This is a genomic window from Streptococcus hyovaginalis DSM 12219 (genome assembly GCF_000420785.1).
Lineage (GTDB): Bacteria > Bacillota > Bacilli > Lactobacillales > Streptococcaceae > Streptococcus > Streptococcus hyovaginalis.
This window is the reverse complement of record NZ_ATVP01000013.1, coordinates 1-26,035: the sequence shown is the minus strand read 5'-3', so window position 1 is coordinate 26,035 and position 26,035 is coordinate 1. Positions and strand designations below refer to the sequence as shown.

The 26,035-nt window shown below is 39.5% G+C and carries 34 protein-coding genes and 2 pseudogenes; 35 read left to right on the top strand and 1 reads right to left on the bottom strand.

The genetic code is table 11. From position 1 onward, the window contains the following. Positions 1-151: 151 nt before the first annotated feature. The 5 genes from adhE (at position 152) to G574_RS0108790 (ending at position 7,833) form a co-directional block, all read left to right on the top strand. On the top strand, positions 152-2,764 hold the full coding sequence (adhE, locus tag G574_RS0108810; protein WP_029691875.1) for a bifunctional acetaldehyde-CoA/alcohol dehydrogenase: 2,613 nt from the start codon (positions 152-154) through the stop codon (positions 2,762-2,764). Between the two features lie 590 nt (positions 2,765-3,354). After that, entirely contained in the window at positions 3,355-4,287 is a 933-nt protein-coding gene (locus G574_RS0108805; protein ID WP_029691873.1) for a hypothetical protein, read from the top strand. 196 nt (positions 4,288-4,483) lie between these two features. Further along, positions 4,484-5,968 (top strand): threonine synthase, encoded by a 1,485-nt coding sequence (gene thrC, locus G574_RS0108800; protein ID WP_029691872.1) that lies wholly within the window; start codon positions 4,484-4,486, stop codon positions 5,966-5,968. Positions 5,969-5,981: 13 nt separating this feature from the next. Further along, the gene (locus G574_RS0108795; RefSeq protein ID WP_029691871.1) at positions 5,982-6,518 is read left to right on the top strand and encodes a GNAT family N-acetyltransferase; all 537 of its coding nucleotides are present in this window, start codon (positions 5,982-5,984) and stop codon (positions 6,516-6,518) included. A gap of 43 nt (positions 6,519-6,561) precedes the next feature. Beyond that, complete coding sequence (locus G574_RS0108790; RefSeq protein WP_029691870.1) at positions 6,562-7,833, top strand: MATE family efflux transporter; 1,272 nt, start codon at positions 6,562-6,564, stop codon at positions 7,831-7,833. 411 nt (positions 7,834-8,244) lie between these two features. Here G574_RS0108790 and G574_RS10960 read toward each other — a convergent pair. After that, positions 8,245-9,231, bottom strand: a pseudogene (locus tag G574_RS10960) (IS30 family transposase). A gap of 314 nt (positions 9,232-9,545) precedes the next feature. On the opposite strand from G574_RS10960, the gene rpsJ reads away from it, so the two are divergent. From rpsJ to G574_RS0108635, 30 genes and pseudogenes are all read left to right on the top strand, one after another. Further along, the gene (gene rpsJ / locus G574_RS0108780; protein ID WP_003046044.1) at positions 9,546-9,854 is read left to right on the top strand and encodes a 30S ribosomal protein S10; all 309 of its coding nucleotides are present in this window, start codon (positions 9,546-9,548) and stop codon (positions 9,852-9,854) included. Positions 9,855-10,106: 252 nt separating this feature from the next. Beyond that, complete coding sequence (gene rplC / locus G574_RS0108775; protein WP_029691869.1) at positions 10,107-10,733, top strand: 50S ribosomal protein L3; 627 nt, start codon at positions 10,107-10,109, stop codon at positions 10,731-10,733. A gap of 23 nt (positions 10,734-10,756) precedes the next feature. Beyond that, positions 10,757-11,380, top strand: a complete 624-nt coding sequence (rplD, locus tag G574_RS0108770) for a 50S ribosomal protein L4 (protein ID WP_029691868.1) — start codon at positions 10,757-10,759, stop codon at positions 11,378-11,380. Continuing rightward, complete coding sequence (locus G574_RS0108765; protein ID WP_017768925.1) at positions 11,380-11,676, top strand: 50S ribosomal protein L23; 297 nt, start codon at positions 11,380-11,382, stop codon at positions 11,674-11,676. Before rplD ends, G574_RS0108765 begins: the two co-directional genes overlap by 1 nt. A 17-nt stretch (positions 11,677-11,693) precedes the next feature. Next, positions 11,694-12,527, top strand: a complete 834-nt coding sequence (gene rplB, locus G574_RS0108760) for a 50S ribosomal protein L2 (protein ID WP_029691866.1) — start codon at positions 11,694-11,696, stop codon at positions 12,525-12,527. A 99-nt stretch (positions 12,528-12,626) separates the two neighbouring features. Next, positions 12,627-12,905, top strand: coding sequence for a 30S ribosomal protein S19 (rpsS, locus tag G574_RS0108755; protein ID WP_000533765.1), 279 nt, complete (start codon positions 12,627-12,629; stop codon positions 12,903-12,905). Positions 12,906-12,919: 14 nt separating this feature from the next. Further along, the gene (gene rplV, locus G574_RS0108750) at positions 12,920-13,264 is read left to right on the top strand and encodes a 50S ribosomal protein L22 (protein ID WP_029691865.1); all 345 of its coding nucleotides are present in this window, start codon (positions 12,920-12,922) and stop codon (positions 13,262-13,264) included. A gap of 12 nt (positions 13,265-13,276) precedes the next feature. Then, positions 13,277-13,930, top strand: a complete 654-nt coding sequence (gene rpsC, locus G574_RS0108745; RefSeq protein ID WP_017768922.1) for a 30S ribosomal protein S3 — start codon at positions 13,277-13,279, stop codon at positions 13,928-13,930. Positions 13,931-13,933: 3 nt separating this feature from the next. Beyond that, positions 13,934-14,347, top strand: a complete 414-nt coding sequence (rplP, locus tag G574_RS0108740) for a 50S ribosomal protein L16 (RefSeq protein ID WP_029691864.1) — start codon at positions 13,934-13,936, stop codon at positions 14,345-14,347. A gap of 9 nt (positions 14,348-14,356) precedes the next feature. Then, positions 14,357-14,563, top strand: a complete 207-nt coding sequence (gene rpmC, locus G574_RS0108735) for a 50S ribosomal protein L29 (protein ID WP_029691863.1) — start codon at positions 14,357-14,359, stop codon at positions 14,561-14,563. Between the two features lie 26 nt (positions 14,564-14,589). Beyond that, the gene (gene rpsQ, locus G574_RS0108730; RefSeq protein ID WP_017768919.1) at positions 14,590-14,850 is read left to right on the top strand and encodes a 30S ribosomal protein S17; all 261 of its coding nucleotides are present in this window, start codon (positions 14,590-14,592) and stop codon (positions 14,848-14,850) included. Between the two features lie 24 nt (positions 14,851-14,874). After that, the gene (gene rplN, locus G574_RS0108725) at positions 14,875-15,243 is read left to right on the top strand and encodes a 50S ribosomal protein L14 (RefSeq protein ID WP_017768918.1); all 369 of its coding nucleotides are present in this window, start codon (positions 14,875-14,877) and stop codon (positions 15,241-15,243) included. Positions 15,244-15,324: 81 nt separating this feature from the next. Beyond that, the gene (gene rplX, locus G574_RS0108720; protein ID WP_018380221.1) at positions 15,325-15,630 is read left to right on the top strand and encodes a 50S ribosomal protein L24; all 306 of its coding nucleotides are present in this window, start codon (positions 15,325-15,327) and stop codon (positions 15,628-15,630) included. Positions 15,631-15,654: 24 nt separating this feature from the next. Next, positions 15,655-16,197: a 50S ribosomal protein L5 gene (gene rplE, locus G574_RS0108715; RefSeq protein WP_017768916.1), complete on the top strand. Its 543-nt coding sequence runs from the start codon at positions 15,655-15,657 to the stop codon at positions 16,195-16,197. A gap of 17 nt (positions 16,198-16,214) precedes the next feature. Then, positions 16,215-16,400, top strand: coding sequence for a type Z 30S ribosomal protein S14 (locus tag G574_RS0108710; protein WP_018380222.1), 186 nt, complete (start codon positions 16,215-16,217; stop codon positions 16,398-16,400). Between the two features lie 307 nt (positions 16,401-16,707). Next, positions 16,708-17,106 (top strand): 30S ribosomal protein S8, encoded by a 399-nt coding sequence (gene rpsH, locus G574_RS0108705; protein WP_029691862.1) that lies wholly within the window; start codon positions 16,708-16,710, stop codon positions 17,104-17,106. 274 nt (positions 17,107-17,380) lie between these two features. Continuing rightward, complete coding sequence (rplF, locus tag G574_RS0108700) at positions 17,381-17,917, top strand: 50S ribosomal protein L6 (protein ID WP_017768913.1); 537 nt, start codon at positions 17,381-17,383, stop codon at positions 17,915-17,917. Between the two features lie 103 nt (positions 17,918-18,020). After that, positions 18,021-18,377 carry a 50S ribosomal protein L18 gene (rplR, locus tag G574_RS0108695; RefSeq protein WP_029691861.1) on the top strand — a complete coding sequence of 119 codons (357 nt, stop codon included), beginning with the start codon at positions 18,021-18,023 and terminating at the stop codon, positions 18,375-18,377. An 18-nt stretch (positions 18,378-18,395) separates the two neighbouring features. Continuing rightward, positions 18,396-18,890, top strand: coding sequence for a 30S ribosomal protein S5 (gene rpsE / locus G574_RS0108690; protein ID WP_029691860.1), 495 nt, complete (start codon positions 18,396-18,398; stop codon positions 18,888-18,890). Positions 18,891-18,903: 13 nt separating this feature from the next. Further along, complete coding sequence (gene rpmD / locus G574_RS0108685) at positions 18,904-19,086, top strand: 50S ribosomal protein L30 (protein ID WP_029691859.1); 183 nt, start codon at positions 18,904-18,906, stop codon at positions 19,084-19,086. Positions 19,087-19,198: 112 nt separating this feature from the next. Next, entirely contained in the window at positions 19,199-19,639 is a 441-nt protein-coding gene (rplO, locus tag G574_RS0108680) for a 50S ribosomal protein L15 (RefSeq protein WP_029691858.1), read from the top strand. Positions 19,640-19,686: 47 nt separating this feature from the next. Continuing rightward, complete coding sequence (gene secY / locus G574_RS0108675; RefSeq protein ID WP_029691857.1) at positions 19,687-20,991, top strand: preprotein translocase subunit SecY; 1,305 nt, start codon at positions 19,687-19,689, stop codon at positions 20,989-20,991. A 122-nt stretch (positions 20,992-21,113) separates the two neighbouring features. Continuing rightward, positions 21,114-21,755, top strand: coding sequence for an adenylate kinase (locus G574_RS0108670; protein ID WP_029691856.1), 642 nt, complete (start codon positions 21,114-21,116; stop codon positions 21,753-21,755). 117 nt (positions 21,756-21,872) lie between these two features. Further along, positions 21,873-22,091 (top strand): translation initiation factor IF-1, encoded by a 219-nt coding sequence (gene infA, locus G574_RS0108665; RefSeq protein ID WP_001040189.1) that lies wholly within the window; start codon positions 21,873-21,875, stop codon positions 22,089-22,091. A gap of 24 nt (positions 22,092-22,115) precedes the next feature. Then, positions 22,116-22,232: a 50S ribosomal protein L36 gene (rpmJ, locus tag G574_RS11385; protein WP_079268439.1), complete on the top strand. Its 117-nt coding sequence runs from the start codon at positions 22,116-22,118 to the stop codon at positions 22,230-22,232. Positions 22,233-22,249: 17 nt separating this feature from the next. Continuing rightward, entirely contained in the window at positions 22,250-22,615 is a 366-nt protein-coding gene (rpsM, locus tag G574_RS0108660; RefSeq protein WP_017768906.1) for a 30S ribosomal protein S13, read from the top strand. Between the two features lie 17 nt (positions 22,616-22,632). Continuing rightward, entirely contained in the window at positions 22,633-23,016 is a 384-nt protein-coding gene (gene rpsK, locus G574_RS0108655) for a 30S ribosomal protein S11 (RefSeq protein WP_004195509.1), read from the top strand. Between the two features lie 43 nt (positions 23,017-23,059). Beyond that, positions 23,060-23,998, top strand: coding sequence for a DNA-directed RNA polymerase subunit alpha (locus G574_RS0108650; protein WP_017768905.1), 939 nt, complete (start codon positions 23,060-23,062; stop codon positions 23,996-23,998). A gap of 14 nt (positions 23,999-24,012) precedes the next feature. Next, positions 24,013-24,399 carry a 50S ribosomal protein L17 gene (rplQ, locus tag G574_RS0108645; protein ID WP_017768904.1) on the top strand — a complete coding sequence of 129 codons (387 nt, stop codon included), beginning with the start codon at positions 24,013-24,015 and terminating at the stop codon, positions 24,397-24,399. A gap of 1,300 nt (positions 24,400-25,699) precedes the next feature. Continuing rightward, positions 25,700-25,894, top strand: a pseudogene (locus G574_RS0108635) (4Fe-4S cluster-binding domain-containing protein); the annotation flags it as partial. Between the last annotated feature and the right edge of the window lie 141 nt (positions 25,895-26,035).

Sequence of the window (26,035 nt, the reverse complement as noted above, 5' to 3'; positions counted from 1 at the left end):
AAGGATCTTTAGAAAAGAAGAGAAAAATAAAAATATTGAAAAAAAGTTCACAAAACACTTTACATTATTTTTTCTTGTGATATAATTAACATGTAAATTAATTGTGAAACATTTAACAAATAAAAAGTTAATGTCTTAAAAGGAGTCTATTATGGCAACAAAAACAATCGAAGTAACTGAAACAGTACAAGTAAGCGATACACAAGCAATCATTGATCGTTTAGCTGATCAAGCGGTTGTCGCTTTAGATGCGATGGCTGATTTCACCCAAGAACAAGTCGACCACATTGTCCACCAAGCAGCTATTGCAGCTCTTGATAAACACATGCTTTTGGCTAAAATGGCCGTTGATGAAACTGGTCGCGGTGTTTATGAAGATAAGGCCATTAAAAACATGTACGCTTCAGAATATATCTGGAATGCCATCAAAGACAACAAAACAGTAGGTGTCATCGCAGAAGATAAAGAAGCAGGACTTGTTTCTATCGCAGAGCCAGTCGGCGTTATCTGCGGAGTAACACCAACAACTAACCCTACATCAACAACGATTTTCAAAGCGCTTATTGCCTTGAAAACACGTAATCCAATCGTCTTTGCCTTCCATCCATCAGCTCAACAATCTTCAGCTGAAGCAGCCCGTATCGTTCGTGATGCAGCGATTGAAGCGGGTGCACCTGAAAACTGTATCCAATGGGTTGAAGAACCATCAATTGAAGCAACAGGACTTTTGATGAATCACCCTAAAGTAGCGACAGTTCTTGCCACTGGTGGACCTGGCATGGTTAAAGCGGCTTACTCAACTGGTAAACCTGCCCTTGGGGTTGGTGCTGGTAATGTGCCGTCTTACATCGCAGCAGATGCTAAAATCAAACGTGCTGTTAACGATATTATCGTTTCAAAATCATTTGATAATGGAATGATTTGTGCTTCAGAACAAGCAGCGATCGTTGATGAAGAGGTTTACGATGATGTCAAAGCTGAATTTGAAGCACATCAATGTGTCATCATTTCTAAAAAATCAGACCTTGAAAAATTAGAAGCAGCTGTTCTTAACGAAGCTAAAACAGCCGTTAACTCTAAAATTGTTGGTAAATCAGCAGAAGAAATTGCTAAATTAGCAGGCTTAAAAGTTCCTAAAGGAACAAAAATTATCCTTGCCGAAATCAAAGATGCTGGACCAGACTACCCACTTTCACGTGAAAAATTATCACCAGTTCTTGCCCTCATCAAATCAAAGGGTGTTAAAGACGGTTTTGATAAAGCAGCCGCTATGCTTGATCTTGGTGGACTTGGTCACACAGCTGTTATTCATACAGAAGATGAAGACCTTCAAATCCAATATGGTATCCGTATGAAAGCTTGTCGTGTGCTTGTTAACTCACCATCAGCTGAAGGTGGTATCGGTAACATCTACAATGAAATGATTCCATCATTGACACTAGGCTGTGGTTCATATGGTCACAACTCAATTTCACATAACGTGGGGGCATTCGACTTGATTAACGTTAAGACATTGGCAAAGCGTCGCAATAACATGCAATGGTTCAAATTGCCACCAAAAGTTTACTTTGAAAAAAACTCAATCACCTACCTTCGTCAAATCAAAGCTGAAAAAGTGATGTTGGTCTGTGACCCAGGTATGGTTCAATTCGGTTATGCCGATCTTGTTCGTAAACAATTGTCACTTAACCCTAATAATCCAAGAGTAGAAGTCTTCTCAGACGTTGAGCCAAACCCATCAACAAATACTGTTTATAAAGGGCTTGAACTCTTTAATAACTTCCAACCAGATACCATTATTGCCCTCGGTGGTGGATCAGCTATGGACGCTGCTAAGGCTATGTGGATGTTCTTTGAAAATCCAGACGTCAGCTTCTTTGGAGCTAAACAAAAATTCCTTGACATCCGTAAACGGACTTACAAGATTCCTTACGCAGAAAAAACAACCTTTATCTGTATTCCAACAACGTCTGGTACAGGGTCAGAAGTAACGCCATTTGCTGTTATCACTGATAGCGATGACCACACCAAATACCCACTTGCTGACTACGCCTTGACACCTGATATTGCTATCGTTGACCCATCACTTGTTATGAGTGTACCAGCCAGCGTTACAGCTGATACTGGTATGGACGTTTTGACTCACGCTATCGAATCATATGTATCAGTTATGGCTAGCGACTACACTCGTGGGCTCTCACTTCAAGCCATTAAATTAGTCTTTGAAAACCTTGAAACATCTGTTAAAAAAGCAACAGAAGAATCACGTGAGAAAATGCACAATGCCTCAACAATGGCTGGTATGGCCTTCGCTAATGCCTTCTTAGGTATCTGTCATTCTATTGCTCACAAGGTAGGTGGTGAATGGGGCATTCCTCACGGACGTACTAATGCTATCCTCTTGCCACACATTATTCGCTACAATGCCAAAGACCCTCAAAAACATGCTATGTTCCCTAAATATGACTTCTTCCGCGCGGAAAAAGATTATGCAGACATTGCACGCTTCATGGGATTTGAAGGGAAAACTGATGCTGAGTTAGCAGAAGAGCTTGCTCGTAAAGTCTACGAACTTGGTAAAGCCGTTGGTATTGAGATGAACTGGAAATCTCAAGGCGTGACAAAAGACCAATTGAAAGCTGATGCAGACCGTCTTGCTGAAAAAGCTTATGAAGACCAATGTACAACCGCTAATCCTAAAGAACCACTAATTTCAGAACTTAAAGAAATTATCGAAATTGCTTACGATTACAAAGGTAAATAAGGAGTAATTGAACATGTCTGAGAAAGTATACGGGTATTTAGCAGTCGTTTGGATAGTCCTAGCAGGGGAATGGGCTTATTAAAGGAATAGAGAACGTGTGTAAAAACACGTTCTTTATGTTTTAACCCTACAATATAGCTCAACCGATAATTAATCAATATGACTTCAACTCTCTTGAAGTATCGAAAAACAAGGCTCTTTTGAGATCTTCACTTGGCTTTGTTGTCATTAAAAAGCGCAAAGACTAAGAACAAATGTCGTTAAGCTCGCAATCTTTGCAAGGTTCAATACGGTATTGGGGTGGAGAAGGCATTCTTGAGTCGAGTCATGGAAGTTTATTTGACTTACCAGAGCTAATAGGACAGTCAAGGAGAAAAACAGATCACTTATAATAGAGACAAGCATCATGTTGAGGTTTGTCTTGTGTGCTTTTAGGAAGGATTGGTTTGTTTTTGAGGCTCTAGTGGGTCCTTGATGAAAGACAGGGACTCCTTTAGTTACCAAACCTGTTAAATGCTAGCTTTTTTTGCAGATAAGGGTTATCAAATACTTGAGATATTGTTATAATGGATGAAAGAAAAGGAGTTATTATGAATAGAGAAGATTGGATAGAGTATTACGAAACGGTTTACGGTCAACCTCCGACAGATGAGGTTATTGAAGCTGCTCGATTGTCGGGAGAGTTCACGGATGAGGAAGTGGGCCAACCTTCTGCTGAGAACCTTTTTGAGGAGAAAGCTCTACCGCTTGGGGAGGCAGAGGTCACATCTAACCGCCCATCGAGCAGTCCCTCGGTCACTTCCCAAGAAAATCCAGCCCAAACGCCTATTTACAAGCAAAAACAGTTTTGGTTATTAGGTGGTGTCGGTCTACTTGTTTTGAGTTTATTGTTAGGTTTATTCTTTTTGCTTCGTTACCAGACAGGGGATATCCAGGGTTACTGGCGCAGTGCTAACCTAGAAAAGAAGTTAATCAAAGAAATTGAGAAAAATTTGTCTGAGGTTGAAGAAGGGTCTGATATTAAAGTCTCAGACGTTGTTAAGTCTGAAACGGTGGCTCTGGATGTTGCTGACGACAAGGCAGTTATGTCCGTCTCTTATATCTTTGATAAAGAAGCTTTTTATAAAATCTACGAAGAAACGATGGCTTCATCAGATTATTCTTCCTATTTGGATGATACCTACAGTGCACTTATTGAAAGTTTATTGCCGAGCCGTAGTGACATCGAGGACATGATTGACGATGCTCTGGAGGAGTCTGCCAAGGAAGAGGGCTTCAATTATGATAGTGAGACTGGCAAGCTTGAAGCCACTCTGTTTGAAGGAAAAGTGAAGCGTATTTCACGAACAATTGAGATTACACGTATTGAAAATGATGAGTTAGATTTAGATGATATAGACATTGACGAAGGCGATGAGTTGATTTACGACAAAAATAAATCAGATCTTATCTTAAAAGGTAAGAATAAGAAAAATGATGTTATCTTCAAAAAAGGAAAAATCAGTTCTTCTGACACTTATTAATCGTTAAGGTAATTATCGCTACTGGTAAGGGGTATCCATTAGGATGTCCCTTTTGACTTTAATGCCCTATCCAGCAGTTATTTCAGAATATTATGGTAAAATAAGATGACTAGAACCTATAGTGATTAAGAGATGACAGTCCTTATCACGATTTACTTGTAGATTTTTGAAAAAAGTACACTTGAGGAATAGTAAGATGACAATGATTTACCAATCAACACGTGATGACAACAATAAAGTAACAGCTAGCCAAGCAATTTTACAAGGTTTGGCCAATGATGGAGGGCTTTTCACACCACTTGAGATGCCAAATATAGCCTTGGACTTTGAGACCCTGAAAGATGCTTCTTACCAAGATGTCGCCAAGCAAGTCTTATCGGCCTTCTTAGACGATTTTACAGCTGAAGAATTAGATTACTGCATTAATAAGGCTTATGATGACAAATTTGATACAGAAGTCATTGCACCTTTAGTGAAGCTCAAAGACCATTACAATCTTGAGCTTTTTCATGGATCAACCATCGCTTTTAAAGACATGGCTTTATCGATATTGCCTTATCTCTTGACAACATCGGCTAAAAAGCAAGGGGTAGACACTAAAATCGTTATTTTGACAGCCACTTCAGGTGATACTGGAAAAGCTGCCATGGCAGGCTTTGCAGATGTTCCTGGTACAGAGATCATCGTCTTTTATCCCAAGAACGGTGTTAGTAAGATTCAAGAGTTGCAAATGACCACACAAAAAGGGCAGAACACGCATGTTGTTGCCATCGATGGTAATTTTGATGATGCTCAGACAGAGGTTAAGCGCATGTTTAATGATGCTGACTTACGTGCTCGTCTTTTGGCACAAAACATTCAGTTTTCATCAGCTAACTCGATGAACATCGGTCGCTTGGTGCCACAGATTGTTTACTATGTCCATGCCTATGCGCAACTGGTCAAAGCAGGGGAGATTGAGAACGGGCAAGCGATTAATGTCACTGTTCCTACGGGGAATTTCGGCAACATTCTGGCAGCCTATTATGCGCGTGAGATTGGTGTGCCAATTGCAAAGCTGGTTTGTGCCTCTAATGAAAACAAGGTCTTGACAGACTTCTTCCAAACAGGCACTTACGACAAGAAACGTGCCTTTAAAGTAACCACGAGTCCATCAATGGATATCCTTGTTTCATCAAACTTAGAGCGTCTTATTTTCCACCTTCTTGGAAATGATGCTACTAAAACAAAAGCATTGATGGATGCCCTGCATACTCAAGGTCAATACCAACTGGAAGCTATCAATCCGTCTATTCTAGAACGCTTTGAAGCAGGATTTGCCTCAGAAGCGGACACCGAAACAGAGATTAAGCAGGTCTATCAAGAAAGCCATTATATCGAAGATCCCCACACAGCTGTAGCTTCTAGCGTCTATCGTGCTTACCGTGATCGCACAAAGGATGAAACACCGACGGTTATCGCCTCGACAGCTAGTCCTTACAAGTTCCCAAGGGTCGCTGTTAAAGCTATCACAGGAGAGGATGTGGGTGATGACTTTGAGGCAGTTGCGGAACTTCACCGCTTATCGCAAGTGCTTGTTCCAGAAGCTGTTCGTGATTTACAGATGGCACCAGTTCGCCACGAGACGGTAGTAGCGACAGAAGATATGCAAAAGGCTGTGGAGAGTTATCTCGGTTTATAGAATGAGGTGTGACATGTCTGTTCTTTTTGAATTGGCTAGGTATCCTAGACTTGAAACGAATCGACTTTTGTTGAGACCGATGACCAAAGATGACTTGGAAGATTATTTTGCTTTCACCTCTGATGATACACATTTACGCTATGCTTTTTATCCGCATACTTCTATAGAAGAAAGTTGGAAAGGGCTTGTGCTCTACAATCTGAAAGAGCCTATTGGAAAATATGGTATTGTCGAAAAATCTTCTAATCGCCTGATTGGCAATATTAACTTTAAACAAACAGACAGAGATGATACCTTGGAAATAGGTTATACCCTTCATCAAGACTATATCGGACAGGGTTATATGACCGAAGCAGTTAGCGCTCTAGCGAATCTAGCAAGAGACTTACCAGGAATAAATTATCTAACTGCGAGTACCAACCATGATAATTTAGCGAGTAAGGCTGTTTTAGAAAATATTGGGATGACTTTAGTTAGGCAATATCCAGACGTTAGCTTAAGAGGACAAGAGATTCTTACAGATGATTATCAGATGGTTGTAAAAGACTGAGATTCCTCGGTCTTTTTTTGTAAGACGTGGTAAACTATTAGCTATGAAAGAAAGTAAAGAGTTATTAAGAATTGCACTTCCGGCGATGGTAGAGCAATTTTTGCAAATGTTAATGGGATTTGTGGACAATTATTTAGTGGCTCAGTTAGGAATTATAGCCGTATCAGGGGTATCGATTGCCAATAATATGCTTGCTATCTATCAAGCCTTATTTATCGCGATAGGAGGGGCTATTTCTAGTCTCTTATCGCGCCACCTAGCCCAGAAGAAAATAAGTAAACAATTTCAAAGTATTACAGACGCACTTCTTTTAACGACTTTGATTAGTCTGCTCTTAGGTTTTTTATCTATCATAGGAAGTAAAAATTTACTAAGTATGTTAGGAGCATCTGCTCCTGTAGCTAGATCGGGTGGTCTCTATTTGGCTATTGTAGGTGGTGGTATTATCAGTTTAGGTCTCTTAACAAGCCTGGGGGCGATTGTTCGTGTTCAAGGTCATACAAGGTTACCCATGGAAGTTAGTTTATTGACCAATTTGCTTAATGCGCTCTTGTCCGCGTTATCTATCTACATTTTTCAATTTGGCATTGCTGGGGTGGCTTTTTCGACGGTTATTGCGCGGCTCATAGGAGTCACGTTTTTAATCAAGAAGCTGTCACTACAAGAAGTCTTTCACCATTTGAGGTGGTCTCTTGACAAAGAATTGCTAAGCATGGTTCTACCGGCAGCAGGAGAGCGTCTTATGATGCGGGCTGGTGATGTTGTTGTGGTTGCAATAGTGGTTACTTTTGGTTCGGAGGTGGTCGCTGGTAATGCTGTTGGTGAAACCTTGACACAATTTAATTATCTCCCTGCAATGGCCATATCGGTGGCGACAGTCATTGAGGTGGCTTCCAATATCTCGGCTCATCCTCGTAGAGTCAGAGAGATTGTGAAAAGTAGTTTCTGGCTCTCGGTTATCATGATGTACAGCTTGGCAAGTGCTATTTTTATTTTAAAAGCCCCCTTAACCTTTCTCTTTTTAAGTGATCTACAAGCTACTCAGGCAAGCTATCTTGTCATTTTATTTTCTTTAGTAGGTGTCCCCGTCACAGCAGGAACCTTAATCATGACAGCAACATGGCAAGGTCTTGGTAATGCTAAGGTACCATTTTATGCTACGAGTCTAGGAATGTGGTTGGTGAGGATTGGTTTAGGCTATTTATTAGGGGTAGTGGCTCAACTCGGTTTGAGCGGTGTCTGGCTAGCAACAGTTTTAGATAATTTGTTTAGATGGTTTTTTCTGAGTTATTTGTATAAAAGAGGCTGTGCGTAATGTTCAGCTTCTTATTATATGATTAGTAATACCAACTTAAGATACTGACATTTTGCATAGCAAACCACAGTTTCTTGTGTTTCACCTCCCTAGTTAGTTCGATATATTTGATGTGAACTTTGGTTACTCTATTTTAAACACTTAAAAGGTTTCCGTTCTAAGTATGGTAAATGCTGCCGCGTCTTAAAACTGTAAAGGACATCTCTAGAGAGAGTCTAAAAAAAAACTTTTTACTGTAGAAATGTTTTTTCTCCTTCCATGTCTAAAGTAATTTCCAGTTCTTTCGAACCCACAACTTCTTAACAAGGATGGGCATTGGTTATAGCACATCACTTAATTTATAGACAAAAAGCCTTTCGCACGTTGTCAAGTTAATTGCAACAAGTTCATTGATAGCTAGAGTTCCAGAGATTAAGCTGTTTGGGCTAGCCCAAACAGAAATTTTGAGGATTGATACTGAAGAAGCCGTCTTGGGCGCTCATTGATGGCAGTGATATACTTGTCCAGTTCTTCAGAGGTTAGTGAATTAAGTGAGACTCCTTTAGGGATATATTCTCTGAGGAGGCCATTGAAGTTCTGGTTTGTGCCTCTCTCATGTGAAGAATAAGGATGTGCAAAGTAAACATCAACGGCTTCCAAGTCTGAGAGTAAACTAAACTCATAACCATTATCTGCTGTGATGGATGCAATAGGATACAAACTGGTGAGATGCCTTACAGCACTATTAATAGTGTGGGACTGTTTGTCTTCTAGCTTAACGCCCAGTGCATAGCGTGTCTGGCGCTCTACCAAAGTCAAAATAACAGCTTCACCTTTTGTTTTCTTGCCAAGAACCAAATCAATCTCCCAATGCCCAAATTCAGAACGGTCATTGATACACTCTGGACGTTCTTTGATAGACTTACCCAAAGTCTTCCGATTCGTCTTCGTAACTTTCTTAGAACGTTTTCTGATATTAACCATCTTAGGCAGATCGATTGGTTTAATAGCTAACAGCCCCTCTTTTATATAACGATAAATCGTTTTGGTAGAGGCGACGACTTCTTCAGGATGGGTTGCTTTATAAGTCTGAACAAAACTAACTACGCTATGGAGACGGACGTTAGCTTTCAAGGCATCTCATAATTGTTCAATGAACCTATGACGATTGGTTTCATCGACGCGTTGTCCACTATCAGTAAAATAGGCGCTGAAATAGGTTCGTTTCCCATTTTTATCCTGTACCTGATTGACTGAATCACGTTTGATTTCTCGACAGATTGTAGAACGGTGACGACCCAGGAGACGAGCAATCTCAACTGGTTTCTTTCCCATTTTAAGATAAGCAGCTATTTCACCACGTTCTGTGGCTGAGAGATGAGAATAGGATGATTTTTTGGTAGAATGAGTGTTGGACATGTTCATCTGCTTTCTATACTGAGTTGGGGAATTCTAGTATATCAGACGAACATGTCTTTTTTTGTTGCACTTCATTTTACAACGCGGTACAAAAAGCCTTTATTAAACCCTGTTAGAAAAAAATTGTAGAAAAAGTCTCAAATCTCTTGCATACGCTATGTGATTCTGGTATCATATTATGGTGCTGTAAACAAAAACAGCTTTAGCTATGATACAAGAGGTTGCGACACGCTCGGTTGCATTGCCACGCGACAGGTGTTGGTTTTCTTGAGGAGCTAGCCTATTATCTTAAATAGACGAAAAAGGAGAAAAAGATGGCAAACAAAAAAATCCGTATCCGTTTGAAAGCATACGAACATCGTACACTTGATACAGCGGCAGAAAAAATCGTTGAAACTGCAACACGTACAGGTGCTACTGTAGCTGGACCAGTTCCACTTCCAACAGAACGTAGTCTTTACACAATTATTCGTGCGACTCACAAATACAAAGATTCTCGCGAACAATTTGAAATGCGTACTCACAAACGTCTTATCGACATCGTGAATCCAACTCAAAAGACTGTTGACGCTTTGATGAAATTGGATCTTCCAAGTGGTGTTAACGTAGAAATCAAACTTTAATCTGTGAGATTTTGCAAGTACAGTTAGTGTTTGATGGCAATTGAACACGAGCTAAACTCTACATGAAAAAGATAAATCTTCCTTGAAACTGAACTTTCTGTATCAGATTTCCTGTTTTCATTTTGAGTTTGACGCTCTTTGTATCTTGTTTTGAGCACAAAAAACGCTCGTTAAAAACTTTTTTGAGCACGAAAAACGCTCATAAAAAACTTTTTAAAACAACTAAAAAATAAGAAAAGGAAATATTTTCTCATGACAAAAGGAATCTTAGGGAAAAAAGTGGGAATGACTCAAATCTTCACTGAATCAGGTGAATTTATCCCTGTTACTGTCATCGAAGCGACTCCAAACGTTGTGCTTCAAGTGAAAACTGTTGAAACAGACGGTTACGAAGCAGTTCAAGTTGGTTTTGATGACAAACGCGAAGTATTGAGTAACAAACCTGCCAAAGGCCATGTAGCGAAAGCTAACACTGCTCCTAAGCGCTTCATTCGTGAATTCAAAAACATTGAAGGCTTAGAAGTTGGTGCAGAAATTACTGTAGATACATTCGAGGCTGGTGATGTTGTTGACGTCACAGGTACAACTAAAGGTAAAGGTTTCCAAGGTGTTATCAAACGCCATGGTCAATCACGTGGTCCAATGGCTCACGGTTCTCGTTACCACCGTCGTCCAGGTTCAATGGGACCTGTTGCGCCTAACCGTGTTTTCAAAAACAAACACTTGGCAGGACGTATGGGTGGCAACCGTGTAACGATCCAAAACCTTGAAATCGTTCAAGTTGTTCCAGAGAAAAACGTTATCCTTATCAAAGGTAACGTACCAGGTGCTAAGAAATCTCTTATCACTATCAAATCAGCAGTTAAAGCTGCTAAATAATAAGAAAGGAGAACACAGTTAAAATGGCAATCGTTAAATTATTTGACCAAGCTGGTAAAGAAGTGAGTTCAGTAGAACTTAACGACGCAATCTTTGGTATCGAGCCAAACGAATCAGTTGTCTTTGATGTTGTTATCAGCCAACGTGCTAGCCTTCGCCAAGGTACTCATGCGGTTAAAAACCGTTCAGCAGTATCAGGTGGTGGACGTAAACCATGGCGCCAAAAAGGAACTGGACGTGCTCGTCAAGGTTCTATCCGTTCACCGCAATGGCGTGGTGGTGGTGTTGTCTTCGGACCAACTCCTCGTTCATACGGATACAAACTTCCACAAAAAGTTCGTCGCCTTGCCTTGAAATCAGTTCTTTCATCTAAAGTAGCTGACGAAAAATTTGTAGCTGTTGAAGCTCTTTCATTTGCAGCTCCAAAAACTGCTGAATTCGCTAAAGTTCTTTCAGCACTTAGCATCGATTCAAAAGTACTTGTTATCGTTGAAGAAGGAAATAAATTTGCTGAACTTTCAGCTCGTAACCTTAAAAACGTTAAAGTTGCAACTGCAACAACTGCAAGTGTTCTTGATATCGTAAACGCAGATAAACTTCTTGTTACTAAAGAAGCGATCTCTACAATCGAGGAGGTTCTTGCATAATGAATTTGTATGACGTAATCAAAAAACCTGTAATTACTGAAAAATCAATGCTTGATCTTGAAGCAGGTAAATACACTTTTGAAGTTGATACACGTGCACACAAACTTTTGATCAAACAAGCTGTTGAAGCTGCGTTTGAAGGTGTTAAAGTGGCAAGTGTAAACACTGTGACAGTTAAACCAAAAGCAAAACGTGTTGGTCGTTATACAGGTTTCACTTCAAAAACTAAGAAAGCTATCATCACTCTTACAGCTGATTCAAAAGCAATCGAGTTGTTTGCAGCAGAAGCTGAATAATCTAAGGAGGAAATAACGTGGGTATTAAAGTTTATAAACCAACGACAAATGGCCGTCGTAACATGACTTCTTTGGATTTTGCAGAAATCACAACAAGCACTCCTGAGAAATCATTGCTTGTTTCTCTTAAAAACAAAGCTGGTCGTAACAACAATGGTCGTATCACTGTTCGTCACCAAGGTGGTGGGCACAAACGTCATTACCGTGTGATCGACTTCAAACGTAACAAAGATAACGTTGAAGCTGTTGTTAAAACAATCGAATACGATCCAAACCGTACAGCAAACATCGCTCTTGTACATTACACTGACGGTGTTAAAGCTTACATCATCGCTCCTAAAGGACTTCAAGTAGGTCAGCGTATCGTTTCTGGACCAGAAGCTGATATTAAAGTCGGAAATGCACTTCCACTTGCTAATATCCCAGTTGGTACAGTTATCCACAACATTGAGCTTCAACCAGGTAAAGGTGCGGAACTTATCCGTGCAGCTGGTTCATCGGCTCAAGTACTTGGTCAAGAAGGTAAATACGTTCTTGTTCGTCTTCAATCAGGCGAAGTTCGTATGATTCTTGGTACATGTCGTGCGACAATCGGTACTGTAGGTAACGAACAACAATCTCTTGTTAACATTGGTAAAGCAGGACGTAGCCGTTGGAAAGGTATTCGCCCAACAGTTCGTGGTTCTGTAATGAACCCTAACGATCACCCACACGGTGGTGGTGAAGGTAAAGCACCAGTTGGACGTAAAGCGCCATCTACTCCATGGGGTAAACCTGCGCTTGGTCTTAAAACACGTAACAAGAAAGCTAAATCTGACAAACTTATCGTTCGTCGTCGCAACGAAAAATAAACTAAATCAGTATAGTTAATGCAATCATCCGCCAACTCGGTAGCTCGCTTTTAGCGAGCAGGCCGCTGTGGTACTTTATTTAAAGGAGAATACTACAAAATGGGACGTAGTCTTAAAAAAGGACCTTTCGTCGATGAGCATTTGATGAAAAAAGTTGAAGCTCAAGCAAATGACGAAAAGAAAAAAGTAATCAAAACTTGGTCACGTCGTTCAACGATTTTCCCAAGTTTCATCGGTTATACAATTGCAGTTTATGATGGACGTAAACATGTACCTGTTTACATCCAAGAAGACATGGTAGGTCACAAACTTGGTGAATTTGCACCAACTCGTACTTACAAAGGTCACGCTGCAGACGATAAGAAAACACGTAGATAAGGAGAACATTAATTATGGCAGAAATTACTTCAGCTAAAGCAATGGCTCGTACAGTTCGTGTTTCACCTCGTAAAACTCGTCTTGTCTTGGATACTATCCGTGGCAAAAACGTAGCCGATGCTATCGCAATCTTGAAATTCACTCCAAACAAAGCTGCTCGTATTATTGAAAAAACACTTAACTCAGCAATTGCTAACGCAGAAAACAACTTTGGTTTGGAAAAAGCTAACTTGGTAGTGTCTGAAACATTCGCAAACGAAGGACCAACAATGAAACGTTTCCGTCCACGTGCGAAAGGCTCAGCTTCACCAATCAACAAACGCACAACTCACGTCACAGTAGTTGTGTCAGAAAAATAAGGAGGTAAACTCGTGGGTCAAAAAGTACATCCAATTGGTATGCGTGTCGGAATCATCCGTGACTGGGATGCGAAATGGTATGCTGAAAAAGAATACGCGGATTACCTTCATGAAGATCTTAAAATTCGCAAATTCATCAACAAAGAATTGGCAGACGCTTCAGTTTCAACTATTGAAATCGAACGCGCAGTAAACAAAGTTATTGTTTCACTTCACACTGCTAAACCAGGTATGGTTATCGGTAAAGGTGGATCAAACGTTGACGCACTCCGTGCTCAACTTAACAAATTGACTGGAAAACAAGTACACATCAACATCATTGAAATCAAGTCACCAGATTTGGACGCTCATCTTGTTGGTGAAAACATTGCTCGTCAACTTGAGCAACGTGTTGCTTTCCGTCGTGCTCAAAAACAAGCCATCCAACGTACAATGCGTGCAGGTGCTAAAGGGATCAAAACTCAAGTATCTGGTCGTTTGAACGGTGCAGATATCGCTCGTGCTGAAGGTTACTCAGAAGGAACTGTTCCACTTCACACACTTCGTGCAGATATCGACTATGCTTGGGAAGAAGCTGATACAACTTACGGTAAACTAGGTGTTAAAGTTTGGATCTACCGTGGAGAAGTTCTTCCAGCTCGTAAAAACACTAAAGGAGGTAAATAACAAATGTTAGTACCTAAACGTGTAAAACACCGTCGTGAATTCCGTGGTAAAATGCGCGGTGAAGCAAAAGGTGGAAAACAAGTAGACTTTGGTGAATACGGCCTTCAAGCTACTACAAGCTCATGGATCACAAACCGCCAAATCGAAGCTGCCCGTATCGCGATGACGCGTTACATGAAACGTGGTGGTAAAGTTTGGATCAAAATCTTCCCACACAAATCATACACTGCTAAAGCTATCGGTGTACGTATGGGATCTGGTAAAGGTGCTCCTGAAGGTTGGGTTGCTCCAGTTAAACGCGGTAAAGTAATGTTCGAAATTGCTGGTGTTTCTGAAGAAGTAGCACGTGAAGCATTCCGTCTTGCTGGCCACAAATTACCAGTTAAAGTTAAATTCGTAAAACGTGAAGCAGAATAAGGAGAGCACATGAAACTTCAAGAAATTAAAGATTTTGTTAAAGAGCTTCGTGGACTTTCTCAAGAAGAACTTGCTAAGAAAGAAAATGAACTTAAAAAAGAACTTTTTGATCTTCGTTTCCAAGCTGCAGCAGGTCAACTTGATCAAACTGCTCGTTTGAACGAAGTTAAAAAACAAATTGCTCGTGTTAAAACGGTGCAATCTGAAATTAAATAATAGATTGGGAAAGGAGAAATCTTATAATGGAACGTAATCAACGTAAAACACTTGTTGGTCGTGTAGTATCAGACAAGATGGATAAAACAATCACTGTTGTAGTTGAAACTAAACGTAACCACCCAGTCTATGGTAAACGTATCAACTATTCTAAAAAATACAAAGCACATGACGAAAACAACGTTGCTAAAGAAGGCGACAAAGTTCGTATCATGGAAACTCGTCCACTTTCAGCTACAAAACGCTTCCGTCTTGTAGAAGTTGTGGAAGAAGCTGTTATTATCTAATCAAACTAAAAGGAGAAAATTGAAATGATTCAACAAGAAACTCGCTTGAAAGTTGCTGATAATAGCGGTGCTCGTGAGATCTTGACTATCAAAGTACTTGGTGGTTCAGGACGTAAATTTGCTAACATCGGTGACGTTATCGTTGCTTCTGTAAAACAAGCTACACCAGGTGGCGCTGTTAAAAAAGGTGATGTCGTTAAAGCTGTTATCGTTCGTACAAAATCTGGTGCACGCCGTCCAGACGGTTCATACATCAAATTTGACGAAAATGCTGCAGTAATCATCCGTGATGACAAAACACCTCGCGGAACTCGTATCTTCGGCCCTGTTGCACGTGAATTGCGTGAAGGTGGCTACATGAAGATCGTATCACTTGCACCAGAAGTACTTTAATCTTAACTAAAACAAACTAAGTCCCCTAGGGAAACCTAGGGTGCCCATTTGGGCGTAAGAAATTATAGGAGAAAAACTCAAATGTTTGTAAAAAAAGGCGACAAAGTTCGCGTTATTGCTGGTAAGGACAAAGGCGTTGAAGCTGTAGTTCTTAAAGCACTTCCAAAAGTAAACAAAGTTGTTGTTGAAGGTGTTGGGATTGTTAAAAAACACCAACGTCCAAATAACGAAAACCCTCAAGGTGCTATCGTAGAAGTTGAAGCACCAATCCACGCATCAAACGTTCAAGTTCTTGACAAAAACGGTGTTGCTGGACGTGTTGGTTACAAAGTTGTTGACGGCAAAAAAGTTCGTTACAACAAAAAATCAGGCGAAGTTCTTGATTAATCACGAAGGAAAGGAGAAGCATAAATGGCAAATCGTTTAAAAGAAAAATATACTAACGAAGTAATTCCTGCATTGACAGAGAAGTTTAACTATTCATCAGTTATGGCTGTGCCTAAAGTTGAGAAAATCGTTCTTAACATGGGTGTTGGTGATGCTGTAAATAACGCTAAAAACCTTGAAAAAGCTGCTGCTGAATTAGCAACTATCTCAGGTCAAAAACCACTTATTACTAAAGCTAAGAAATCAATCGCTGGCTTCCGTCTTCGTGAAGGTGTAGCTATCGGTGCTAAAGTAACTCTTCGTGGCGAACGCATGTATGAGTTCCTTGACAAATTGGTTTCAGTTTCACTTCCACGTGTTCGTGACTTCCATGGTGTTCCAACAAAATCATTTGATGGACGTGGTAACTACACACTTGGTGTGAAGGAGCAATTGATCTTCCCAGAAATCAACTTTGATGATGTTGATAAAGTTCGTGGTATGGATATCGTTATCGTAACAACTGCAAACTCTGACGAAGAAGGACGCGAATTGCTTAAAGGCCTTGGTATGCCTTTTGCAAAATAATTTAGGAGGTAAATAAATTGGCTAAAAAATCTATGATTGCTAAGAACAAACGCCCTGCGAAGTTCTCTACGCAAGCTTACACTCGTTGTGAAAAATGTGGACGTCCACACTCAGTTTACCGTAAGTTCCAACTTTGCCGTGTTTGCTTCCGTGAATTGGCTTACAAAGGTCAAATCCCTGGCGTAACAAAAGCTTCTTGGTAATTTCAAGATGTGAGAGTGTTAAGCAACCAAGGCAAAGATAGGAGATTTGACGATGAAGTTTACTTCTAGGAAAATCTATCTTCTTTGCCTTGGTTGTAGCTCGAACTCAATTAAAACAACCCCGATACAAAGCTTGCTTGCCGATTTGAACACGGGTGAAAGCCTGTGTGAAAAAGACAAACTTTCCTAGAAACCAAAGTTTCTACGTCAAGTTTTCTATTTTCACTTTGGCTTTTTAGCGCCCTTTGTATCATGAATTAACTAGCAAGTGCTATTGCAAACTACTAGTAAGAGGAGAAATATAAAAATGGTTATGACTGACCCAATTGCAGACTTTTTGACACGTATTCGTAATGCTAACCAAGCAAAACACGAAGTACTTGAAGTGCCTGCATCAAACATTAAAAAAGGAATTGCTGAAATTCTTAAGCGTGAAGGTTTTGTAAAAAACGTTGAAGTTATCGAAGATGATAAACAAGGTATTATCCGTGTCTTCCTTAAATATGGGCAAAACGGTGAACGTGTTATCACAAACTTGAAACGTGTCTCAAAACCAGGTCTTCGTGTTTACTCAAAACGTGAAGATATTCCTAAAGTTCTTAACGGACTTGGAATTGCAATCGTTTCTACATCAGAAGGTCTTTTGACAGATAAAGAAGCTCGTCAAAAGAACGTTGGTGGAGAAGTGCTTGCTTACGTTTGGTAAAATCATGATACAAAGTACGTAGAGAACCAATCAGTTTATCTATTTTGCACAGTTCTCAGTGCATGTTCAAATCAGATAATTCCAAACAAAAACAAGATACACTAATTGAGCATGCCTACAACTCTTCGAAAAAAGATAAACTCTCCTTAGATGCTAGCATCTTCAGCCGAGTTTCATACTTTTCTTTGAGTTGTTTAACGGCCTAATATCTTGTTTGCCCCCGTGAAAACTCGTCGCTTAGCGGCTTGACAATCTAACAGGAGAATATAATACTATGTCACGTATTGGTAATAAAGTAATCACATTACCTGCTGGTGTTGAAATCAGCAACAAAGACAATGTTGTTACTGTAAAAGGACCTAAAGGCGAACTCACTCGTGAGTTTAACAAAAACATTGAAATCAAAGTTGAAGGAACTGAAGTTACACTTCACCGTCCAAACGACTCAAAAGAAATGAAAACAATCCATGGCACAACTCGTGCTAACTTGAACAACATGGTTGTTGGTGTTTCTGAAGGTTTCAAAAAAGAACTTGAAATGCGTGGGGTTGGTTACCGTGCACAACTTCAAGGTTCAAAACTTGTTCTTTCAGTCGGTAAATCTCACCAAGACGAAGTTGAAGCACCAGAAGGAATTACTTTTACTGTTGCTAACCCAACTTCAATCGTCGTTGAAGGGATTAACAAAGAAGTTGTTGGTCAAACAGCTGCTTACATCCGTAGCCTTCGTTCACCTGAACCATATAAAGGTAAAGGTATCCGCTACGTTGGTGAATTTGTTCGCCGTAAAGAAGGTAAAACAGGTAAATAATAAATGTAGAGCTCTCATGAGAGGAATCGTTCTTTTTGTGAGACGACATTTATGTCACTATTTTGTTAAAAGCAAAATAATCATAAATTAAGAGGTGAAAATTGTGATTTCGAAACCAGATAAAAACAAACTCCGCCAAAAACGTCACCGTCGCGTTCGCGGAAAACTCTCTGGAACTGCTGATCGCCCACGTTTGAACATTTTCCGTTCTAATACAGGCATCTACGCTCAAGTGATTGATGACGTAGCGGGTGTAACGCTCGCAAGTGCATCAACTCTTGATAAAGACGTTTCAAAAGGTACTAAAACCGAGCAAGCTGTTGTTGTCGGTAAACTTGTTGCTGAACGCGCAGTAGCTAAAGGTATTTCTGAAGTGGTGTTTGACCGCGGTGGATATCTCTATCACGGACGTGTTAAGGCTTTGGCTGATTCAGCTCGTGAAAACGGATTGAAATTCTAATAGGGAGGACACTTAATAATGGCATTTAAAGATAATGCAGTAGAACTTGAAGAACGCGTTGTTGCTATCAATCGTGTTACTAAAGTTGTTAAAGGTGGACGCAATATGCGTTTTGCTGCACTTGTTGTTGTTGGTGACCGTAACGGTCGCGTAGGATTTGGTACTGGTAAATCTCAAGAGGTTCCAGAAGCAATCCGTAAAGCTGTTGAAGCAGCTAAGAAAAATATGATTGAAGTACCTATGGTTGGTACAACAATTCCTCACGAAGTTTTCTCAAACTTTGGTGGAGCGAAAGTATTGTTGAAACCTGCTGTTGAAGGTGCTGGTGTTGCCGCTGGTGGTGCTGTTCGTGCCGTCATCGAGTTGGCAGGTGTTGCGGATATTACATCTAAATCACTCGGATCAAACACACCAATCAATATCGTTCGTGCTACAGTTGAAGGTTTGAAACAACTTAAACGCGCTGAAGAAGTTGCAGAACTTCGTGGCGTGTCAGTTTCTGATTTAGCATAAGAAAGGAGATACCATGGCTCAAATTAAAATTACTTTGACTAAGTCTCCAATCGGTCGTAAACCAGAACAACGTAAAACAGTTGTTGCCCTTGGACTTGGTAAATTAAACTCTTCAGTAATCAAAGAAGATAACGCAGCCATCCGTGGAATGGTCAATGCTATTTCTCACTTGGTTACTGTTGAAGAAGCAAACTAATTTTGTATTAGATTGGTTTAACTATTCTAATCTAACACTGTATAGGCGAGTCTTAATGGGGAGTCCTTTCCCCTCATTAAGGCGTTAGCATTGTACAAAATAAGGAGAAAAAATGAAACTTCATGAATTGAAACCTGCAGAAGGTTCTCGTAAAGTCCGCAATCGTGTTGGACGCGGTACATCGTCTGGTAATGGTAAAACATCTGGACGTGGTCAAAAAGGTCAAAAAGCTCGTAGCGGTGGCGGTGTACGCCTCGGTTTTGAGGGTGGACAAACACCATTGTTCCGTCGTCTTCCAAAACGCGGCTTCACCAATATCAACGCTAAAGAGTATGCACTTGTAAGTCTTGAAGCCTTGAATATCTTTGAAGATGGGACAGAAGTATCACCGTCAGTACTTAAAAATGCAGGTGTTATCAAGTCTGAAAAATCAGGTGTAAAAATCCTTGCAAATGGTGAGCTTACAAAGAAATTGGATGTTAAGGCATCTAAATTCTCTAAAGCAGCAGAAGCAGCTATCGTTGAAAAAGGTGGTTCTGTAGAAGTTATTTAATGAGTCTTCCCTCATTATGTTCGCATGAATCATAGGAGTAACTCATTATGTTTTTCAAAATTCTAAAAGAAGCTCTCAAGCTTAAAAATGTAAGACGTAAAATTGCTTTTACACTGTTTATCATATTTATCTTTCGCCTAGGAACACATATTACCGTTCCGGGGATTAATGCTCAAAGCTTAGAGCAGTTAGCAGACTTACCGTTCCTCAATTTGTTAAACTTGGTCTCAGGTAATGCGATGAGTTCATTCTCCGTTTTTGCACTAGGAGTGAGTCCTTACATTACCGCCTCCATCATTGTTCAACTCTTGCAAATGGATATTCTCCCACAATTTGTAGAATGGAGTAAACAGGGTGAAGTAGGTCGTCGAAAATTAAACCAAGCAACACGTTACATCTCATTAGTTCTCGCTTTTATTCAATCGATTGGTATTACAGCAGGATTTAATGCCCTTTCAAGTATTCAATTAGTAACGTCCCCCACTTGGCAGACCTATGTGGTTATTGGGGTCATTTTAACAACTGGAAGTATTATTGTGACCTGGTTGGGAGAGCAGATTTCGGATAAAGGGTTTGGAAATGGTATTTCCATGATCATTTTTTCTGGGATTATTGCCTCATTGCCAGGAGCGATTTCTGCTATTTATGAAGATTACTTTGTTAATATCAAAGCAAGCGACCTTACAAATTCTTGGATTTTTGTTGGCGTCTTACTATTAGCTGTTTTGTTAATTGTTTTCTTCACAACATTTGTCCAACAGGCTGAGTATAAAATTCCAATTCAATACACCAAACTAGCTCAAGGAGCGCCAACGAGTTCATACCTTCCATTGAAGGTGAATCCAGCAGGTGTAATTCCCGTTATCTTTGCAAGTTCTATAACTGCAGCACCTAGTTCAATATTGGCCTTCTTTCAAAGTAGTAACCATGACATTCCATGGTTGAACACTCTACAAAATCTCTTTTCTTACCAAACACCAGCAGGAATGGGAATCTATGCTTTATTAATTGTCCTGTTTTCGTTCTTTTACACTTTTGTTCAGGTTAATCCTGAAAAAACAGCAGAAAATTTGCAAAAGAATGGTTCCTATATCCCAAGAGTGAGACCTGGAAGAGAAACAGAGGCTTATATGTCTTCACTATTGAAAAAATTAGCAACAGTTGGTTCCTTATTTTTGGCTGTTATTTCTCTAATTCCCATCGTAGCACAGCAAGTATTTAATTTAACAGCTACGGTAGCATTAGGGGGGACTAGTTTATTGATTTTGATTTCAACAGGTATAGACAGTATGAAACAGTTAGAAGGTTATCTATTGAAGAAGAAATACGTAGGCTTCATGAATACAAAATAGACTTTAGGTTGACGATGTCAACCTTCTATTTTGTTTTTTAATAAGTCTGTCCTTGGTGACAGATTTGTTTAAACACAAAATAATAGGACGATCTTATTCTAACAGGAAAAAAGGAGAATAATATGCATCTTTTAATTATGGGACTACCTGGTGCAGGTAAGGGAACACAAGCAGCGAAAATTGTGGAAACCTATGGAATTTCACATATCTCTACCGGAGATATGTTTCGTGCAGCCATGAAAAACGAAACCGAAATGGGCAAACTTGCTAAATCATATATTGATAAAGGCGAATTGGTACCGGATGAGGTAACAAATGGTATCGTAAAAGAACGATTAGCTGAACCTGATATTAAAGAAAAAGGTTTCTTGTTGGATGGTTACCCACGCACGATTGACCAAGCGTATGCATTGGATCAAACGCTATCCGAATTGGGATTGCAACTTGACGGAGTGATCAATATTGATGTTGATCCTGAAAGTTTGGTTGAACGCCTTAGTGGTCGCATCATCCATAAAGAGACTGGCGAGACATTCCATAAAGTATTTAACCCTCCAGCAGGTGATTACAACGAAGATGATTATTATCAACGTGAAGATGATAAACCTGAGACAGTTAAACGACGTTTGGATGTTAATATTTCACAAGGACAACCAATCTTAGAACATTACCGTGGGCAAGATCTAGTGACAGATATTGAAGGCAACCAAGAAATTGACCAAGTCTTTAAAGATGTTAAGGAAGCGATTGATCGTATTAAATAATTAGCGATCATGCTTGCTATATAAACCCAGATGTGGTAGAATAACTTAGTCTGACTTATAATTGTTACCTCTGTCTTTCAGGGGAAATCAAATCGAAATTTAGAGGGGGACTTTTGCGTGGCAAAAGAAGACGTGATTGAAATTGAAGGTAAGGTAGTTGAAACCATGCCTAACGCTATGTTTACAGTTGAATTAGAAAATGGCCATCAAATTTTAGCGACTGTTTCTGGGAAAATCCGTAAAAATTACATTCGTATTTTAGTTGGTGACCGTGTGACAGTGGAAATGAGCCCATATGATTTGACGCGTGGACGTATCACATACCGCTTTAAATAATCGAAATAATTGGAGGGATAGAACATGAAGGTAAGACCATCGGTTAAACCAATTTGCGAACACTGTAAAGTGATTCGCCGTAATGGCCGTGTTATGGTAATTTGTCCAACAAATCCAAAACACAAACAACGTCAAGGATAATTTAGAAAGGAGAAAAAATGGCTCGTATTGCTGGAGTTGATATTCCAAATGACAAACGTGTAGTAATTTCACTTACTTACGTATACGGTATCGGACTAACAACATCTAAAAAGATCTTGGCTGCTGCAGGTGTCTCAGAAGATATCCGTGTTAAAGATTTAACAACAGATCAAGAAGATGCTATCCGTCGTGAAGTTGATGCGATTAAAGTTGAAGGTGATCTTCGTCGCGAAGTTAACTTGAACATTAAACGTTTGATGGAAATCGGATCATACCGTGGAATCCGTCATCGTCGTGGGCTTCCTGTCCGTGGACAAAACACAAAAAACAATGCTCGTACTCGTAAAGGTAAAGCCGTTGCGATTGCAGGTAAGAAAAAATAAAATAGGAGGTAATAAAATTGGCTAAACCAACACGTAAACGTCGTGTGAAAAAGAATATTGAGTCAGGTATTGCTCACATTCACGCTACATTTAACAACACTATTGTTATGATTACAGATGTGCACGGTAATGCTATTGCTTGGTCATCAGCTGGTGCTCTTGGTTTCAAAGGCTCTCGTAAGTCTACTCCATTTGCGGCACAAATGGCATCAGAAGCTGCTGCAAAATCAGCTCAAGAACATGGTTTGAAAACAGTTGAAGTAACTGTAAAAGGCCCGGGTTCTGGTCGTGAGTCAGCGATTCGTGCTCTTGCTGCTGCAGGTCTCGAAGTAACTGCTATCCGCGATGTTACTCCTGTACCACATAATGGTGCTCGTCCTCCAAAACGTCGTCGTGTGTAATCATAACTATACAGTACACAGATTCGTTTCGAGGGGTAAATAAATGATTGAGTTTGAAAAACCAATAATAACAAAAATTGATGAAAATAAAGATTATGGTAAGTTTGTTATTGAACCACTTGAACGTGGTTATGGAACAACCTTAGGTAACTCTCTTCGTCGTGTACTTCTTTCATCTCTTCCAGGGGCTGCGGTTACCTCGATTAAGATTGATGGAGTACTTCACGAGTTTGATACTGTACCGGGAGTACGTGAAGATGTCATGCAGATTATTCTTAACGTTAAAGGACTTGCTGTAAAATCTTACGTCGAAGACGAAAAAATTATTGAACTTGATGTCCAAGGACCAGCGGAAGTAACTGCTGGAGATATCTTGACTGATAGCGATGTTGAGATTGTTAACTCAGATCATTATCTGTTTACAATCGCTGAAGGTGCTTCTTTTAAAGCCAGCATGACAGTAGCTACCAATCGTGGTTATGTTGCTGCAGAAGGCAATAAGAAAGACGACGCACCAGTAGGCACATTGGCTGTAGACTCTATTTATACGCCAGTGAAAAAAGTTAATTATCAAGTTGAACCTGCTCGTGTAGGTAGTAATGATGGCTTTGATAAATTAACTATTGAAATCATGACTAATGGCACAATCATTCCTGAAGATGCGTTAGGTTTGTCTGCTCGTGTTTTAATTGAACATTTGAATCTCTTTACAGATCTAACAGAAGTAGCTAAAACTACGGATGTTATGAAAGAGGCTGAAGCAGCTAATGACGAGAAGGTTCTAGACCGTACCATTGAAGAATTAGATTTGTCAGTTCGTTCTTACAACTGTTTGAAACGTGCAGGCATTAATACTGTTCACGATTTAACAGAGAAGACTGAACCAGAAATGATGAAAGTCCGTAACCTTGGTCGTAAGAGCCTTGAAGAAGTTAAGGTTAAACTTGCTGATTTAGGTTTAGGACTAAAAAACGATAAATAAAATAGGAGGATAACATGGCTTACCGTAAACTAGGACGCACTAGCTCACAACGTAAAGCAATGTTGCGTGATTTGACTACAGATCTTTTGATCAACGAATCAATTGTAACAACTGAAGCTCGTGCTAAAGAAATCCGTAAAACCGTTGAAAAAATGATTACTCTTGGTAAACGTGGTGATTTGCATGCACGTCGTCAAGCAGCTGCATTTGTACGTAACGAAATTGCATCAGAAAACTATGATGAAGCGAATGATAAATACACATCAACAACTGCTCTTCAAAAATTGTTCTCTGAGTTAGCACCACGTTATGCAGAACGTAACGGTGGATACACTCGTATTCTTAAAACAGAACCACGTCGTGGTGACGCTGCCCCAATGGCAATTATTGAACTTATTTAATTTTTATCAATTTTGTTGAGTGTTATGATGATGGGAAGGTGTGCCTTTCTTAGTCTAGCTCTGGTCTACCACTGGGAAATTTTTCCCAGTGGGAACACTCATCATATTGTGTGATAAACGTAACGCTTGTTTACGAAAGGTTTTTATTTTAAAAAAACCTTTCGTAAGCAGGCGTTTTTGATTGGACTCTTTGTCAACTGTAGTGTATGACTCATAGTTGTTTCTTTACCGTTTTCTAGAGCTAACCTAAAAGGATCACTCTCGGACGCTTTTAGTACTCAAAACGATGAGTATTTTAGTATAAAGTTCTTGAATTCAAATGTTTTGTGTTTGATGCTATTGATGATCTTATTGAATACTTCTATCTTAGCGTTAGAATTGGGAAGCTCTATGGTGTTAATGACATAGTATTGTATCTCAAAAAAGTTTTGAATATGACATGAAACTCCTTTGAGATTTACTTCAATTAAGTCAAAAAAAGCTAGTTTGTTTCTCTTGAAAATGAAAAAGCAAAAGTTGATAAAGATCATAGTAAAAGCGTACTTCCTTAGATAAGGGCAAGGTCTTCTGGAGAATCTCACATGGGATTAAGATTTATCGAAAGCCCTTTGAATAGAAGTTTTTTTGGACCTAGTTTCTGACTATTTTTATGCAAAATCCACCAGTGATTCTTCGTAGTTAGATAAGCTAAAGATTGAGGGAGTAAAAGTCTTCATGGTGGCGATTTTAGAAGGTGTTATGGGTGCTACATGATGTGAAAATATTAAGGACAATGCGAGCATTGGGAAGTGAAAGAATCTAGCGAACTGTTTCAGACTAAGCCTAAAAATAAGGGGGCGAGGCTCTTAATGAAGGGAATGCAACTATCAGACATGTCCACGGCGACTCCTTGAACGGTTTTTACATCTTTCTAATGAGTTATTTAGTCGCAGTTCATTACAAACTATGTGGGATATTTTGTATACCATCTAAAATGCCCTATCATTTTCTATTATGAGTTTACCTACTACAGCCTTATAGCACCATCATAGTAGTTTTAAAAGAATATGAAAATTCTTGTTCTCTTTATTTCTTAGATAATGATTCAATTCGATTAAAATTGCTAACATTTGAAAAATAAAAATTTGCTATTGTATGTAATCTCTTTTTATTTGTTACTGATACTTTAGTCTTAGCAAAAGTTAGTTTGGAGTTGTTCAAGGTATACTTTCTGTAATTAGTTCTTGCACCTAACACGACCTCATAGAATTGTGCTTAAATATTAGAGAATGAAGAAGGAACAAGAAAGAATAAATGTCTGGACGAGCTAGAGTTGGAAACAGAAGATAAAATGGAAATGTTACGATTGGTAGATATCTTGGTAGACGGTCGCTATGATTTTAGGAAACGCGATTTGACGTTACAGTTTAGGGGATCAAGCAATCAAAGAATCATAGATGTCCAGGAGTCGTTAAAGCAAGATGCTATCATAGTTTGGAAAAAACTTCAAAAATAGGTTGACAATTAATATTGTAGTGTAGTATTATAGAAAAGTTCCAAACAGAGCTATAGGTTAACGAAAACAAAAAAAACTAACAAAGTAGTTGACAAGAGAAGCGATGTTTGCTAGAATATAGAAGTTGTCTCGCAAGTGGGG